At 68.4% G+C, this 16,243-nt stretch carries 13 protein-coding genes; 4 read left to right on the top strand and 9 right to left on the bottom strand.

Annotated elements, in window-relative coordinates; genetic code table 11:
- Positions 1-92: 92 nt before the first annotated feature.
- Positions 93-509 carry an ATP-binding protein gene (locus tag IE198_RS24515; protein ID WP_189890165.1) on the top strand — a complete coding sequence of 139 codons (417 nt, stop codon included), beginning with the start codon at positions 93-95 and terminating at the stop codon, positions 507-509.
- A gap of 474 nt (positions 510-983) precedes the next feature.
- On the opposite strand, the gene IE198_RS24510 is transcribed toward IE198_RS24515, so the two are convergent.
- From IE198_RS24510 to IE198_RS24475, 8 genes are all read right to left on the bottom strand, one after another.
- Positions 984-1,391 carry an Imm50 family immunity protein gene (locus tag IE198_RS24510; protein ID WP_189890163.1) on the bottom strand — a complete coding sequence of 136 codons (408 nt, stop codon included), beginning with the start codon at positions 1,389-1,391 and terminating at the stop codon, positions 984-986.
- The gene (locus IE198_RS24505; RefSeq protein ID WP_189890161.1) at positions 1,378-1,881 is read right to left on the bottom strand and encodes an Imm50 family immunity protein; all 504 of its coding nucleotides are present in this window, start codon (positions 1,879-1,881) and stop codon (positions 1,378-1,380) included. Before IE198_RS24505 ends, IE198_RS24510 begins: the two co-directional genes overlap by 14 nt.
- Positions 1,882-2,270: 389 nt before the next feature.
- Positions 2,271-2,696 carry a hypothetical protein gene (locus IE198_RS24500; RefSeq protein ID WP_189890159.1) on the bottom strand — a complete coding sequence of 142 codons (426 nt, stop codon included), beginning with the start codon at positions 2,694-2,696 and terminating at the stop codon, positions 2,271-2,273.
- A 5-nt stretch (positions 2,697-2,701) separates the two neighbouring features.
- A complete protein-coding gene (locus IE198_RS24495; protein ID WP_229834290.1) occupies positions 2,702-7,465 on the bottom strand; it encodes a putative T7SS-secreted protein in 4,764 nt (1,587 codons plus the stop codon).
- Positions 7,465-8,112, bottom strand: a complete 648-nt coding sequence (locus tag IE198_RS24490; RefSeq protein WP_189890157.1) for a hypothetical protein — start codon at positions 8,110-8,112, stop codon at positions 7,465-7,467. Before IE198_RS24490 ends, IE198_RS24495 begins: the two co-directional genes overlap by 1 nt.
- The gene (locus IE198_RS24485; protein WP_189890155.1) at positions 8,109-8,627 is read right to left on the bottom strand and encodes an SseB family protein; all 519 of its coding nucleotides are present in this window, start codon (positions 8,625-8,627) and stop codon (positions 8,109-8,111) included. The genes IE198_RS24490 and IE198_RS24485 overlap by 4 nt, the downstream gene beginning before the upstream one ends.
- A gap of 108 nt (positions 8,628-8,735) precedes the next feature.
- Positions 8,736-9,389, bottom strand: coding sequence for a hypothetical protein (locus IE198_RS24480; protein WP_189890152.1), 654 nt, complete (start codon positions 9,387-9,389; stop codon positions 8,736-8,738).
- A 304-nt stretch (positions 9,390-9,693) separates the two neighbouring features.
- Entirely contained in the window at positions 9,694-10,131 is a 438-nt protein-coding gene (locus IE198_RS24475) for a hypothetical protein (RefSeq protein ID WP_189890150.1), read from the bottom strand.
- Between the two features lie 305 nt (positions 10,132-10,436).
- On the opposite strand from IE198_RS24475, the gene IE198_RS24470 reads away from it, so the two are divergent.
- Positions 10,437-13,031: a bifunctional FO biosynthesis protein CofGH gene (locus IE198_RS24470; RefSeq protein WP_189890148.1), complete on the top strand. Its 2,595-nt coding sequence runs from the start codon at positions 10,437-10,439 to the stop codon at positions 13,029-13,031.
- Positions 13,032-13,200: 169 nt separating this feature from the next.
- Complete coding sequence (locus tag IE198_RS24465) at positions 13,201-14,322, top strand: ADP-ribosylglycohydrolase family protein (RefSeq protein ID WP_189890146.1); 1,122 nt, start codon at positions 13,201-13,203, stop codon at positions 14,320-14,322.
- A gap of 197 nt (positions 14,323-14,519) precedes the next feature.
- On the opposite strand, the gene IE198_RS24460 is transcribed toward IE198_RS24465, so the two are convergent.
- Positions 14,520-15,302: an SDR family oxidoreductase gene (locus tag IE198_RS24460; protein ID WP_189890144.1), complete on the bottom strand. Its 783-nt coding sequence runs from the start codon at positions 15,300-15,302 to the stop codon at positions 14,520-14,522.
- An 82-nt stretch (positions 15,303-15,384) separates the two neighbouring features.
- On the opposite strand from IE198_RS24460, the gene IE198_RS24455 reads away from it, so the two are divergent.
- On the top strand, positions 15,385-16,224 hold the full coding sequence (locus tag IE198_RS24455; RefSeq protein WP_189890142.1) for a hypothetical protein: 840 nt from the start codon (positions 15,385-15,387) through the stop codon (positions 16,222-16,224).
- Positions 16,225-16,243: the final 19 nt, after the last annotated feature.

Raw genomic sequence — 16,243 nt, 5'->3', positions numbered from 1 at the left:
CTCCTACACCACGGCACCCGTATTCAGACAGCTACGCTTCGTCGACCGCCGACCCCTGGTCAGGGTAGGCAGAGCCGGACACGCTCGGTGACGTGAATACGGAAACGACCACCTGCAAGGCTGAGTTCGCCCAGCGCTTCACCGCGACCCGCCGGGGCGGCCGCCTTGCCCGCCACCTTGCGGTTCAGCAACTCGACGCCTGGGGCTACGGCTACGGCACGCAGACGTCCGAGACGGTGGCGCACATCGTCGGGGAACTGGCGGCGAACGCGGCGATTCACGGCCGCGTACCGGGCCGCGACTTCGAACTGCGCCTGCTGCTCAGGGAGTCGGGTGCCCTGCGCATCGAGGTCTCCGACACCCGCTCCGAACGACTTCCGCCCCTGCCCGAGCCGGCCCCCGACGGTGAGTCGGGTCGGGGCCTGCTCCTGGTCGCTGCGCTGGCGGACGCATGGGGTGTCACGCTCCGGCAGGTCGGCAAGACTGTCTGGGCGGAGCTGGCCCTCTGAAGGGGGATTGAGGGCGGAGCCGAAACCGAGACCGCTGCAAGGTCAGCTGACGCTCATCCCACGATCGGGCCATCGCGCCGTGTCTTCGTACATGGCGTTGATTTTGCGGGACGCCTTCAGGAACGCATGGTTGATCCTTCCGTCTACGGGTCGCGATCGACGACTCTTCGTGTCCACGGAAAGCCTGCGAGGCATCTCCGTCGCATCGGGGCCATAGGCGTACTCGATTGAACCTCCTGACTCGGCCAACTTGCTGAAGTAGACCAGGGATGCCATCGCCTGTCCCCATCCCTTCTAACTAGCGCGGTCTCGGACCTCGTTGACAGGTAGCCGCGCCCTCGGCGACCCGGAACCCGATTCCGACTCCCTGGCGCCAGGTCCGACACCCGCGTTCGTCATCAGTATCCAACTTCGGGCCGGTGTTCATCGTGTCCACGGCCGTCTCGCCCCTCTTGTCGCTGCCCCTCGCGGCACCTACTCGGTGGCCGAGGCGCGGTAGGCCCTTGCACGGGAGAGCAGTGCGGTACGGGCCTGGAAGGAGATCCGCCACGCGGAACTGTCGATGGACACAGCGATGCCACCGCTCTCCGAACGGGACATGCTCACGGCTCCACCGGCCGCACTTGCCCAGCCAGTGATGCGAAGTTCCTCGACCGACGTGAAGGTGACGAAGAACTCCAGAGCGTTCGCCTGCGATTCGGCAGACCCAGGAATCGAGCCGTCGGGGACGCGACGAGTGTCGAAACCGAGAGTGACACTCGTGTCCCGCTCATCGATGTGGCACGAGTCGAGAGTGCAGTCGTCGAGTTCCGGTGGCACGCCGAGCGTTTCACGCGTGCTCCAGGGCTCGGCGAGCAGGTCGGCCCATTCAGATGCGCTCATAGAAGGTCTTCTCATCGAGGTTCGGAAGTCTGCTGAACTTGCGGGAGTCAAGTTTCCCCACGAACTGGTGAGGCCCGTCGTCGGCCCCCGCCTCACCGGCCTTGAAGGCGCTCATATGGCCAATGACCACGGCATCGGCAGCTTCGAAGGTGAGACGGAGACCGGGAGACTCCACTCTCACGCGAATGCGGTGCGCTCCGCATTCGTCGAATCGCAGGTCGGCGGTGACGGGTGGGTTCCAGTCCGCCATCTCCAGATGCTCCACGGCGACGAAACGAAGCTGGCACTGGAATCGGTCGAACCCGGCTTCCCGCCACTCCACGGGGGGATCCGGCGGAAACTCCGGCAGATCGATGCGCAGCGTCAGTGCGTGCCCGTAGCGATTCAGGTGAACGGACCGCAGGGTGACGGCGTGAAGCGGCGGCGAGGTTGGGTAAAGGGTTTTGAGCTCTTGGGGGTTCTGGATCAGATCAACCCAGTTTGGGGTCATAGTAGTAATGCTCCTCGCAGCCGGGGATCTGTCCGTTCCGTGCCATAGCGCTCGAACATCATGCCCGGCCGTGCTGTCCCCTCGATGCAGCGGACCACACACACGGCCACATCGTCCGCTGCGCCGGGAGCGCCCGCAGTCACGGACTCGATGGATTGGATGCTCAGGGCCGCCCTGAAAGTGCGCATCGAGGTCTCGGACGCCCGACCGAACGCCTCCCGTCCCCGCCCGTGCCGGCAGGCCCCGACGTCGAATCCGGTCGCGGCCTGCTCCTGGTCACGGCCCCGGGGACGCATGGAGGTCATCCGTCGTTCCGTCGGCAAAACGGGCTGGGCGACTCTGGCGTCGGGTGACACGTGTAGCTGACCCACAGCCCCGGGGATAAGTCCTCAATCCTCTCTCACCGGTGCTGCCCCGTCGTCGACGCGAAAACCGAGTGCCTGTCCAGCGGCCACGGAAGCCTTGAGAAGGCTTTCATGACTCGCAGGCGGCATGGAAAAATCGTTGGCGCCCATAAAGTCGACGAACTCTTCCGGCAACGCAACGCCGTATCGCTCAACATACATGGACAAATCGGCGCGCCATACGAAAAGCCCGTCCGACAGGAGGGATGAGCCGCCTGGCACGCGGAAGGAGCTCGCAATTACGTCGACTGTTGTTTCGGTGATATCGAAGATGGGGTACCCGGAATCGAGGTAATTCCTGACCATTTTCTTCGAGTAGTTCGGAGGCTTCCCGATGTTTTCGTGTAGCGATTCGCGAAAGATTTCCGGATTACTGGAGTCCATTTCGCAATAAAAGCCGATCATCTTCATGTGTGTCAGTTCTCCAGCATTGGTAGAAAGATTCTCCAGTATCCGTCATTGGCGATCTGGGGCGTTTGTCCTGTACCGAGCAATGGGTTGGTGCCGACCTTGTCGGTTGGGGCTCTGACTGTGGTTCCCATTTCGTTGGCGATCTGCTGTGCGATCCCTGAATCCAGCGAGCCCGAGTGGCACACCATGAGCCTGAGTGGACCGCCATTATAGTGCGGATTATTCGTGACGGCATCGACAATTTGCCCGCCATTGACGTTGCCGGAGGGTGTTTCAAGGAATCCGTCTCGGCTGCCGTGAGCGACCACGTCGTGCTCCCCGGCGTTCAGGACATTCTCGAAGTTTCGCCTGCTCGCCCCATCGGTGCCGATTAGTGTGCCAGTGGGGCCATGAGTGACGGGGTCACCGGCGGGTATCGCGTTGTGCTCCATGTAATCCATTGATCCCGGACACGGGGACAGCCCGAGTGGATCCGACAGGCGGTGCGGATTGGAGACGTATGAAGTGGGGCTGGGCGCTGGCCTGATGCCCAGCGGGTCCTGGGACATGTATTGCCCGGACTGAGGTTCGTAATATCGAAAGTAGTTGTAGTGCAGGCCGCTTTCCGGGTCGAAGTACTGGCCTGAGAAGCGCAATGGGGTGTACGCCGAACTTGCCGTCGCCCAAGCGGTGGTCCCCCACAACGTGCTGCGGGTGTGCCATGCGACGTCGCCCGATTCGTCGATCAGCTCGTTCGGGGTCCCGATCAAATCGGTGACTATGGAGAAAAAGCGGTTGTTGATCGTTTCCTGTGGCGCACCGCTTGCAAGGGCGCGTTCTGCCTGAGCCAGAGGACGCAGACCACGGTGGTCCCAGGTAAGTGCGACCGGGGCGGGCAGGTCGTCACTGTATGTGGTTTGTTCGCATAGTGTCGTGCCGTCCCAGGTGAAAGTGATCTGTTCGAGGACGGTCTCCTGGTCGTCGCCGAGGCGCTGCTTTGCCGTCCGCCGGCCCAGCGCATCGTACTCGTAGCGCCAAATGACGCCGTCTGGTGTGGTGACCGAGCGCATGCGGTCCTCGGCGTCCCACTCGTAGCGCCATGTGTCGGGCTTGCGGGACAGGCGGGTTTTTTGGCGGAGGGTGATGCGGCCCAGCGTGTCGTGCTCGTAGCGGATGGCGCCGGCGCGGGTGATGGTGGTGCCGGTGTACTCACGGGTGCCGACGGCTTCTTGGCCGGGATGGGTGGCGGGCCAGGAGGCTTCGGTCTGGTTGCCGGCTTCGTCGTAGGCGTACCGCTCGGTCCAGCCCGCGGAGTGGACGGCGGTTACGCGGCCGGCCGGGTCGAGGTCGAACGTCTTCGAGCCGGCCAGTTGGTCGTCGAGGCCTATGAGGTTGCCGTCCGCACGGTAGGTGTAGTCGCGGCGCTGGATGCTGCGGCCCGCGGTGCCGGTGACGTGCTGGCTGGTGAGGCGGCCGAGCGGGTCGTACTGGTTGGTGAAGGAGACGGTGTCGCCGATGTGGCGCGCGATTTCCTGCCCGGCCGCGTCGTGTTCGAAGGAGATCGTGCGGCCGGAGGTGGTCAGGGAGGTGCGGCGACCTGCCGCGTCGTAGGTCCAGGTGCTGACCGCGCCCGTGGGGGTGGTGCGTCCGGTGCGGCGACCGAGGACGTCGTAGGTGTACGACATGGTGCGGCCGTTGACCGTCTCGGAGACCAGGCGGCCGTAGCGGTCGCGGAGGTAGGTGATGGTGGCGTCGGCGTTGGAGGCTTCGGCGAGCTGATCCGAGTAGTCGTACGCGAAGGTCGTGATCGAACCGGCGGCGTCCTTGCGGGTAAGGCGGTCGAGTTCGTCGCGCTCGTAGCGGATTGTCTGGCCGAGGGCGTCGGTGCGGGCGACGAGGCGGCCTGCCGGGTCACGTTCGTAGGTGAGAGTCCGGTTGTCGAAGTCGGTCTCGGATATGAGGTGACCGGCCGGGTCGTATGCGTAGTCCCACGTCAGTCCCTGTGGGTTGAGGACCTGGGTGAGGCGCAGCTCGTGGTCGTGGGTGAACTCGTAGCGCACCCCGTCCGGGCCGGTGCGGGCGCTGAGGAGGTCGAAGTGGGTGTACTCGAAGCGGGACACCTGACCGAGGGCGTCGGTGTGGGCGATGCAGTTGCCTTCGCCGTCGTACGTCCAGGACTGCTGGGTGCCGTCGGCCTCGGTGCGGCGGGCGAGTTTGCCTTCGGGGGTCCACTCGAGCCGGGTCGTTGCGCCGAGGGGGTCGATGAGGGTGACAGGGCGTCCGAACGGGTCGCGTTCGATACGGGTCGTCGCGCCGAGGGGGTCCGTGATCTCGACCGGCAGGCCGACCGCGTTGGTTTGAATACGGGTGGTGTGACCGAGTGCGTCGGTGACGGTGGTGAGGTGCCCGGCTTGGTTGTACGTGTAGCGGGTGACGGCCCCTGAGGGGGCGGTCACGCTGGTGCGGTTGCCGCGCTCGTCGTAGTCCTGGCGGACCGTCGTACGGTCCGGGTTGGTCACGCGGACTGCCAGTCCGATGTCGTTGTACTCCGCGGTCGCCTCGCGGCCGTCGGGGCGAACGACCGCGGTGGGCTGCCCGGACTCGTCGTATTCGAAGCGGGTCGTGCGGCCGAGCGGGTCGGTCAGGGACAGGAGACGGTTGTAGCGGTCGCGCTCGTAACAGGTGACCGCGCCGAGCGGGTCGATCTCCTTGACGACCTGGTGGGCGTCGTTGATGACGAACCGGTTCACGGCACCGGCCGCGGTCGTGGTGGTCGTGACGCGCAGGCCGGTCTCGGCGTCGATCCCGTTGTAGTCGAGGTGCAGGGCCATATGACCCTCGGCACCTGTCTCGGCGATGCACCGGTCCTGGTCGTCGTAGGTGTAGTCGTAGCGGCTGTTGTTGGTGTCGGTCCAGGAGGTGATTCGGGCGCGGTCGTCGTACTCGAACCTGAGTGGCAGGCCGGAGGAGTTGGTGACCTCCGTGAGGTGGCCGTTGGTGTACCCGTAGCGCAGGATCTCCTGGTCCGAGCCGTCGGCGGCGGCCCCGGCCAGGTACAGGGCCGTGACCCGGCCGTCCTCGGTGGTGAGTTTCAGGTGGTAGCCGCCGCTGTGGACGATCGACGTCGGGGTGCCGGCCTCGTCGTACTCGAAGGTGATCCAATTGCCGTTGCGGTCGTCGATCTGGCTGAGCAGTGCCTGGTCGTCCCCGCGCGTGCCGAAGTGCCAGGTGCGGCCTGTGTCCGGATCGCTGATCGTGTAGTCGCCGTCGGCGTCACGGTCCAGTGGCCGGCGAGGGCCGTGGCTCGGCATGACGGGGACACCAGGGGCCGGATGCGGATAGGCGAGCAGGAGTCCGTCCTCGCAGACGAAGACGACACCCTCCGAATCGATCTCCAGGCGCTGGTCTGCGGTGGACGACCAGGACGGGCCGAACCACCGGCCGGCCCGGTAGTCCGAGGCAACACGGCGGCGGAAGACCAAAGGCAGCGATCCGGGCAGCACGATGTCCGTTTGCGGCAGATACATGACGCCGGTCGCAAGGTCGATCGGGTCCGTGCCCCTGTTCTCGACGGCGTCCGGGGTACGGGCGGGCTTCGCCGCGTCTTCGACCCCTTCGCGAACAGCAGTCTTCGCACCCGTTGTGACGGCGTTCTTGGCTCCGGCCGTGACCAGGCCCTTGACGGCGCCGGCGCCCTTGGTGCCGAGGAGTTCGGGGATGAGGCGGCCGATGAATTCGGACGGGTCCCCCTTGGCCGCTTCCCAGGCGTTCTTCAAAGCTCGGTCGGGGTTGGCCGCGGTGGAGGCGATACCGGCGAGCGTCATGTTGACGCCCTTCCAGTACTCGGCCGGGTGGGTCAGGTTGTAGGCGTCGATCGGGTTGACCGAGCGGACGAAGTTGACGATGCCGGCTGTTCCCTTGACGACACCGGCGCCGACATGGGCCAGTTCGATGCTCTGGCCCATGGCGTAGTCCATGAACTCTGCCTTGAGCTTGTCCCGGCCGGTGGGCTCCTTCGGAGCGTGCGCCATCGCCGCCGTGACCGCGCTCTTCGCACTCTCCGCGGCCTCGTTGCGGGCCCTGCGGGCATCGGCGAGGATCTCCCGTGCCTGGGCGCGTTTGGCCTTGCCCGGATCGGAGTACTCACCTGGGTGCGGCAACGGACTGTCACCGTTACGGGCCGCGTTGTAGGCGTCGACCTTCTTGTTGTACGCCTCGACCGCCTTCTTGGAGTCGCTCTCGCCCTCCTTGTAGAGGGCGATCGCTTCCCTGGCTTTGCCCTGCGCGCTGGTGATCGCTTTGGAATAGGTCTCCAACGCCTTGGCGGCGTTCTCGCACGCGTCAGCCGCCCGCAGCCAGTCCGTGGGCAGCGGCTCGAACTTCTCCCGGAAGGTATTGGCGGCCTCGCCCTTCCAGTGGCCGGAATCCAGCTTCTTCAACCCACCGCCGACAAGGTCGAACGCTGTCTGGAAGTCCCGAAGGTTCTTGACCGCTTCGGCGATCTTGCCAGGGTTGCCGTGAATCAGCTCATTCGCCTCCTCGGTCTGGCCGAGCTGCTGCTCACCCACCTCCGCACCGAGCGAGGAAGCGGTCTCGTCCCCCCAGTCCTCCACCGCCTCGGCCACACCGTCGTAGCCGTAGTGGCGCAGGCCTTGGCCGGCCTTGTCGGTCACATAGTCGACACCCTCGCCCAGGACCTCCTTGCCCTTGTCGATTCCCGCATCGACCGTGTCGACGACCTTGTCGGTCGCCTTCCCCGCCAGATCGCCAATGATCCCGAAGTCCGTCATCAGCGGCTCTCCCCCCAGCGCGGCTGCTCAGCCTGATCGACCGTCGCCTGATCGGGGTCCAGGTCCTCGCGCAACTGTGCGTCCAACCGCTCCCGCACCGACGGATCGAGGATGCCCGCCCGCTCCATCGCATCGTTCTGCGCGTCCATCACGTCATATGTGGTGTTGGCCCACGTCTGCTTGACCTCGGCATGCGCCTCGGCCATCGACTTGCGACTCCAGTCCGCGTTGTCCCACGCGTGCTGGTCACGGATCGTGTCCCAGCTCATCTGCTTGACCTCGTCCTCCGACAGATGCGGATTGCCGTTGACCGAGTTCACGCCGATCTTGATGCTGTCCTTGATGTACTGCTCCTGCTCGGCGAACGAGCCGGCTGACAGGCCCAGCGCCTGAGCGACGATGTTGCCCTTCATGGTCAGGGCCCGAACCCCCCACTCCCACCGGTTGCAGAAGGTCTCGAACTCCGACGTCAACCCGCCGTGCCCCAACTCAAGGCCCGACAACGCAAGGTCAGAAAAGCCACGCCCGACCGATGCCTCGCCGATCATGCCGAGCTCCTTCAACTCGGCATGCGCCAGATTGATACCGTTCGCGATCTCCACCAGCGCCGATGGCGGCGCCGCAAGATCCGGATTGTCCCCGCTCACTGCGTCCCCCCGAGATCCACCACCGCCGCCTCGGGCACCACACCCTCGACCGGCGGGAACAACATGCCGTCCTCGCTACCCGCATCCAGCGCAACCCCCGCCGGTCCCGGCAGCATCGGCACCATCACATCCAGCAACCGGGCACCGAGAATCGTCCGGAACTCCCACTCCCGCCCCGAGTCCTGCTGAGCGTGCGCGAACCGGGACAGCGCTTCCTCGTCGGAGAACGCACAGATCCACCGCACCCCGTTGAAGTCCGCCGTCCACAAGCTCCCGTAAGCATCGAACGGCACCAGCACCGCCGTCCGCCGGAATTCACCCAGCAACTGAGCAAACCGACGTCGCCCGGCCGCCACCTCGTCCACCACCGGCGCAGCCTCCGGTACCTCCGACTGCTCCGCAGGGGCAGTTGGCGCCGTCCGCGCAGACTCCTCGGCCTGCTCGCTCAGTTCGGCCAACTCGGAAAGTCTCGAGAGGCGGTCAGGCCTCGATATGTCATCCCCGTTGTCACTCACCACTGGATGCTGCCACGTGGCCTTTGCCGCCAGCAACGAGAGAATCGGGGAAGTCGCACCGTGTTACACACCCGTCACCGGTGGCCGGCCTGGCCTAGGCGCGCTCGCTCAGCCCGACCCCGGCCGAAGAGTCGCCGCGGCCAGGCCCGCCGTCGCGTCGTCCGGGCTCGCGTACGAGTCCGTCGGCGGGGTGGGGACGTAGGCGCACTCCGCGTGGACGCCCCCGTGGAGGCGGCCACCGTCCGCGTACCACTCGTAGACCTGGCGGCCCTCGCCGTCGCGCTCCGTGCGCAGCGTCCAGTTGTCGCCCGACGGCGTGGAGTCGAAGGAGACGATGTCCCACCCCTCCGACTTCAGGTGGTCGCGCAGGCGGCGCATGGCCGGGAAGGCCTCGGACTCGGGGACGTCGGCGAGCAGCCAGTTGTGGGAGAGGGCGTAGGCGCCGTCGACCGACTCGTCGGCCGCGCTCTCCAGACCGTCCGGGTAGCAGTAGTCGGCCGACAGGGAGTTGAACTCGCCCGGCGGGAGCGTCGCGTCGAAACCGAGTACGTCGTAAGCCTTCTGGGAGCGCGAGCCCGCTCGGTCCACCATGGTCTGCGGGTCGACCTTCGGGTAGTCCTCAGGGGTGGCGCGTTGGATGCCGAACGTCACGATGACGCCCAGCACCAGCAGTACCGGGACGCCCACGACCACGGCCACGGTGATGCCGAGCCACTTGGCGACGGAGGTGCGGGTGCGGGACTGCTGGAGGTCTTCGGTCACGGAGACGACGCTACGAGGCGGGGGATCGCGGCCGTACCCGTCGGCGGGCTCAGGTCGATGGGTACGGGTACTCAGCCGGCTCGCGCTCGATGCGGCGGAGGCCGCGGTGCTGTTGCAGGCGCGGCGGCGGATCGGGAGGAACTGCCGGCGTCCGCCGCCCGCGTGCGGGCCCGAGCGGTTTCGCGCCCATCGGGCGACGGCCGATGCGGCACTCGGTCCGCGCTTTCATCCTCCGTGGACGAGCACGGGGCTCCGACGGAGGCGAACGAACGTCATGACCGCTCAGGCGCCAGACCGCTCAGGCTCAGAGGGTGGCGATGTCCACGCTGATCTCGCCGTCGACGCGGACGGCGACGTCGAGGTCCGCGGCGACGAAGAGGTGCTTTTTGAGAGTGGCCTCGATCCTGGACTCGATCTCGGCCGCGATGGCAGCCTCGAGTGCGGCGTCGGCCTCCACTTTCGCGTTCTGGACGACGGTGAGCCGGATGTCGACGCTGCCGCCCAGACCGGCCCGCGCGACGGCAGCGACCGTGACGTCCACGTCGAGGTTCGCCTCGAGAACGGCTTCCACGTCAGCCGCGATGGCCGCTTCGAGCGTTGTGACGACCCGCTGCTCGGCCGAAGCGGCGGCAGGCGGCGCCATGGCCACGGCCGGAGCGATGGAGGACACGCCCAGCGTGAGGGCGAGAGCGGCGACGGGGACGACTGCGGCCTTGAAGGCGTTACGGCCAATGAGGGACATTCTGTGAACCTTTCGTGAGTGAGGAGCGCCATAGGTGCCTGCCGGTCGGACAGACCGGCCTATGGATTCCCTCACTTGCGGTTCTCGCCACCCGTTATGGCATGAATACACTGATAAGGGTGAACGTTCCCGAACATCCTGAAAGCCCTGAAAGCCCTGAACGGCCTGAGCGGTCTGAACGGCAGAACCGGTCCGTACAGCAAGTCGGCCTGTCCGCCGGTGGGCTCAGGTCGCCAGGGCGCCGGTGGTCGGCCGACCCCGCAGCGCCGGGTCCGGTCGTCGGCGGCCGCTCGTATGCTCGACGCATGACCGATCACCAGGGCGGACCCAGTTCGGCACGGCCGACCGAGAACGCGATGCGGCGAGCGTTGAAGCGGGCCAGGGACGGGGTCGCGCTCGATGTGGCGGAGGCCGCGGTGCTGTTGCAGGCGCGGGGGGAGGATCTGGAGGGCCTGACGGCGTCCGCCGCCCGCGTGCGGGACGCGGGGCTGGAGGCCGCCGGGCGGGCGGGGGTCATCACGTACTCGAAGAGCGTGTTCATCCCGCTCACCCGGCTGTGCAGGGACAAATGCCACTACTGCACCTTCGCGACCGTCCCCGGCAAGCTCCGGCGCGCCGGTCACGGGATGTTCATGTCGCCGGACGAGGTGCTGGAGATCGCCCGGCGCGGCGCAGAGCTGGGCTGCAAGGAAGCGCTGATCACGCTCGGCGACAAGCCGGAGGACCGCTGGCCCGAGGCCCGTGAGTGGCTGGACGCGCACGGGTACGACGACACGATCGCGTACGTACGGGCCATGTCGATCCGGATCCTGGAGGAGACGGGGCTCCTGCCGCACCTCAACCCCGGTGTGATGTCCTGGACCGACTTCCAGCGGCTGAAGCCCGTCGCGCCGTCCATGGGGATGATGCTGGAGACGACGGCGACCCGGCTGTGGTCCGAGCCGGGCGGCCCCCACTACGGGTCGCCCGACAAGGAGCCGGCCGTGCGGCTGCGAGTGCTGGAGGACGCGGGCCGCAGCTCCGTGCCGTTCACCAGCGGGCTGCTGATCGGGATCGGCGAGACGTACGAGGAGCGGGCCGAGTCGCTGTTCGCGCTGCGGCGCGTCTCCCGCGCGTACCACGGCATCCAGGAGCTGATCCTGCAGAACTTCCGTGCCAAGCCGGACACGGCCATGCGCGGCATGCCGGACGCCGAGCTGGACGAGCTCGTCGCCACCGTCGCCGTGGCCCGGCACATCATGGGGCCGTCCGCCTGCCTGCAGGCCCCGCCCAACCTGGTGGACGCCGAGTACGCACGGCTCATCCGCGCCGGCATCGACGACTGGGGCGGGGTGTCCCCGCTGACACCGGACCACGTCAACCCCGAGCGGCCCTGGCCACAGATCGACGAGCTCGCAAAGAAGTCGGCGGCCGAAGGGTTCGAGCTGCGTGAACGACTCTGCGTCTACCCGGAGTTCGTGCGGCGCGGCGAGCCGTGGCTCGACCCGCGGCTGCTGCCGCACGTACGGGCGCTGGCCGACCCGGAGACCGGGCTGGCGCGCCCCGAGGCGGTCCCGGTGGGGCTGCCGTGGCAGGAGCCCGACGAGGGCTTCACCGCCACCGGCCGCACGGACCTGCACCGGACCATCGACACCGAGGGCCGCACGCACGACCGCCGTGACGACTTCGACCATGTCTACGGCGACTGGGACGCGCTCCGTGAGGCCGCCGCGCCCGGCATGGTGCCGCAGCGCATCGACACGGACGTGAAGGCCGCCCTGCGCACGGCCGCCCACGACCCCACGAGGCTGACGGACGACGAGGCCCTCGCCCTCCTCCACGCAGACGGGCCCGCACTCGACGCGCTCACCCGCATCGCCGACGAACTCCGCCGTGACGTCGTCGGCGACGACGTCACCTATGTCGTCACGCGGAACATCAACTTCACCAACGTCTGCTACACCGGCTGCCGCTTCTGCGCCTTCGCTCAGCGGCGCACGGATGCCGACGCCTACACGCTCTCCCTCAGCCAGGTCGCTGACCGGGCGGAGCAGGCGTGGGACGTCGGCGCGGTCGAGGTGTGCATGCAGGGCGGCATCCACCCGGACCTGCCCGGCACGGCGTACTTCGACATCGCGCGCGCCGTCAAGGAGCGCGTGCCCGGCATGCATGTGCACGCCTTCTCGCCCATGGAGGTCGTCAACGGCGCCTCCCGCACCGGGATGTCGATCCGGGAGTGGCTGACGGCGGCGAAGGAGGCCGGCCTCGACTCGATCCCCGGCACCGCCGCCGAGATCCTCGACGACGAGGTCCGCTGGGTCCTCACCAAGGGCAAGCTGCCTACCGCCACCTGGATCGAGGTGGTGAAGACCGCGCACGAGCTGGGCATCCGGTCCTCCTCCACGATGATGTACGGGCATGTGGACCAGCCCAGGCACTGGCTCGGCCACTTCCGTACGCTCGCCGGGATACAGCAGGAGACCGGCGGCTTCACCGAGTTCGTGACGCTCCCCTTCATCCACACCAACGCGCCCGTGTACCTGGCGGGCATCGCCCGGCCCGGCCCGACCACCCGCGACAACAGGGCCGTCACCGCGATGGCCCGCCTCCTCCTCCACCCGCACATCACCAATATCCAGACCAGCTGGGTGAAACTCGGCACGGAAGGCGCGGCGGAGATGCTCCGCTCCGGGGCCAACGACCTCGGCGGCACACTGATGGAGGAGACCATCTCCCGCATGGCCGGCTCCGGGTACGGCTCGTACCGCTCCGTCCGTGACCTCACGGCCATCGCAGAGGCGGCCGGCCGCCCGGCGAAGCCGCGTACGACCCTGTACGGCGAGGTCCCGCCCGAGCGGCAGCAGGTGGCGAGCGCGTCCGACGGGCACCTGCCGGAGCTGCTGCCGCTGCTGCCGGAGTGACGCGCGTGACGGCTCGGGGACGTACCGGCGTCCTCGCGCCCACGGCATCACGACATACCGGTGCGATCCCGCCGTGAACGCGCAGCGGGCACCTGAGCCACCCCTTCCCGTTCGATTACAGTGCTGCGCCGGGCAGTGTTCGTTCGACGACGTCGGTGGGAGGAGCGCGGTGAGCGCAGCCGTGTGGGGCCGTGCCGAGCAGCAGGATTTCCGCGCGAGAGTGCGCGGGGCGTTGCTCGGGGGCGCCATCGGCGACGCGCTCGGCGCCTGTGTCGGCGGGCTCACCATCGACGAGATCCGCGCCGCGCACGGGCCCGAGGCCCTGACCGACCTCACTCCGGTCAACGGCCGCCGGGGCGCGGTGACGGCCGCCACGCAGCTCACGCTCTTCACCGTCGACGGGCTGATACGGGCGCAGGTCCGGCGCGACACCGGCGCCTGGCACCCGCCGACCGATGTGCACCGCGCGTATCTGAGATGGGCGGCGACCCAGCGGGACTGGGGCCCCGACGAGCGTCGCAAGGACAACGGCTGGCTGGCCCGCGAGGAGTGGCTCTACAGCCGCCGCAACCCCTCCCGCGACACCCTCACCGGTCTCGGCGACGAGAACATGGGCACCCTCCAGACCCCCAAGAACCCGACCGCGCGCGACGCCGGAGCACTGGTGCGGTCGGCGCCTTTCGGACTGCTGGTGGGCTGGGAGCCGCAGTTGGTGTGCCAGCTGGCCGTCGAGTGCGCGGCGCAGACGCACGGGCATCCGACCGCGTACCTGTCGGCCGGGGCGTTCGCCGTCATCGTGCACGGGCTCGCCCGCGGCGAGACGCTGGACGGCTCGGTGCAGCGTGCCCTGGCCCAGCTGGCGTCCCGGCCGGGCCACCAGCCCGTGACGGACGCGCTGAGGCAGGCGCTCGGAGCCGTACGGCAGGGAATTCCCAGTCCGGCGAGGGTCGCCTCCCTCGGCGAGGCGCACCTCGCTGAGGACGCCCTCGCCATCGCCGTCTACTGCGCCCTCGTCGGCGAGGACATCCGCCACGGACTGCGGCTCGCCGTCAACCACGACGGCCCCTCAGAGGTGACCGGCGCGGTCTGCGGAGCGCTGCTGGGGGCGCTGCACGGGGAGACCGCGCTGCCGCCGGCATGGCTGTGCGAGCTGGAGGGGCGTCCGACGCTGCTCGAGATCGCGGACGACTTCGCGATGGAGATGACCCAGGGCCCGGCCCTGCACAGCCCGACGGCGACGGCCCCGGGCTGGCTCCAGCGGTATCCGCGGGGCGCGGCGGAACTGACCTGACGAGCTGCTGACGGTCGGACGCCCGCACCGGAGCACGCGTCGGCTGCCCGCGGCCTCGCGCGGGGAGGGGCCGGGACCAGGCCACCGAGCCCGCGCCACCGCGCCACCCGCGTCGTCGTTGATCTTCGCCAGGAACTCGTCCCGCACCGGAAGTGTGCCGGTGCGGCCCCGCCGCGCCTGCGCCGGGAAGCCCCCTTTCACCTCATCAGTTCGCCCGCGTTGACGAGCAGCGACTGGCCCGTGATCGAGCGGGCGCGGTCGGACGCCAGGAACACCGCCGCCTCGGCCACGTCCCGGTCCGTGGCCAGTTCCGGCAGCGCCATCCGCTCGGTGAGGCGCCCGAGCACCTCGTCCTCAGGAGCCCCTTCGGTGCGGGCGGTCAACCGGACGTACGCCTGCACCGGCGGCCCCCACATCCAGCCGGGCAGCACCGTGTTCACCCGGATCCGGTCGGGGCCGAGCTCGCGCGCCAGGGAGTACATCGCGGAGGTGAGCGCGCCCTTGGACGCCGCGTACGCCGCCTGCCGCACCTGTGAGGGCGCGGCCACCGCCGACTGTGTGCCGATGAACACGATGGAGCCGCCGTTCTCCTTGAGGCCGGGCAGGCAGGCACGGGTCATCCGCAGTGTGCCGAGCAGATTGACGTCCAGGACGCCCCGCCAGGTATCGAAGTCCGAGTCCTGGAGGCCGCCGAAGCAGCTGTCCCACGCGGCGACGTGCACCACCGCGTCGATCCGCCCGAAACGTTCCAGCGCGAGCGCGGCCAGGGCCCCGCACTGCGCCTCGTCGGTGATGTCGGTGGCCCGGTGAGCGGTGCGTGTGCCGCCCGGGTCGATCCCGTCGGCCGACTTGGCCAGGTTCGCCTCCGTGCGCGCACCGAGGACGGCGTTGCCCCCGTCCGCGACGACCGCTGCCGCGACCTGGTGTCCGAGCCCGGCGCCGACGCCGGACACGATGACTGTCTTGTCCCGAAGCAGCATCCCGGCGCCTCCCGAGGCTGGCGGATTGTCTGACGGAGCGTCAGGGTAGGTCCGTCCGGCACGGGAGGGAAGGGGAGCACCGGTGAGCGAGGACACGCGCAGCGAGGTGTACGCCGAGCTGGCGGCCGTCGGCCCGTACGGGGTTCGCCCCGGCCATGCCCTGATCACGATGGTGGAGCCGCATCCGGGGCAGGAGCACGCGTACAACCGCTGGTACGAGGACGACCACTACTACGCGGGCGCGATGGCGATGCCCTGGATCTACGCGGGCCGCCGCTGGGTGGCCACCAGGGACCTCCAACTGCTGCGGTACCCGGAGAAGTCCGCGGTGGCACAGCCGGTGACCGCCGGCTGCTACATCTCGACGTACTGGATCACAGAGGGCCGCTACGACGACCACATGAAGTGGACGGTCGCCATCAACAAGCGGCTGGGCCGCGACGGTCGCGTCCATCAGCGGCGCACGCACGTGTTCACGGCCTTCCAGGACCATGAGGCGACCGTGTACCGCGACGGCGCGGCCGGGCCGCGCGACCACCACGCGCTGGACCATCCGTACGCGGGCCTGGTCGTGCAGGTCATCGACGCCGACGGGCCCGCGCAGCGGGCTCAGCTGCTCAAGTGGTTGCGGGCGAAGCACTTGCCCGGGAGGCTCGCGGGCTCGTGCGCGGCGATGGTGACGGTCTTTCGGCCGACGCCGCTGCCGGGCGACCGGATGACGTATGTGCAGCAGGTGGAGGGCGTGGACACCCGGCTGACGCTGCTGTGGTTCCTCGAGCAGGATCCGAGGGACCGATGGGAGGACGGCTTCACCGGACTGGACACGGCCGTGGCGGAGTCGGGGCTGGGGAGGGTGGAGCTGGTGGCGCCGTTCGTGCCGACCGTGCCCGGGACGGACCGCTATGTCGACCGGTTGCGGTGAGCCGGGCCGACGGCCCCGG

This window comes from Streptomyces xantholiticus (genome assembly GCF_014651015.1).
Taxonomy (GTDB): Bacteria; Actinomycetota; Actinomycetes; order Streptomycetales; family Streptomycetaceae; genus Streptomyces; species Streptomyces xantholiticus.
The sequence above is the reverse complement of the archived record's forward strand: the minus strand, read 5'-3'. Positions and strand labels throughout refer to the sequence as shown.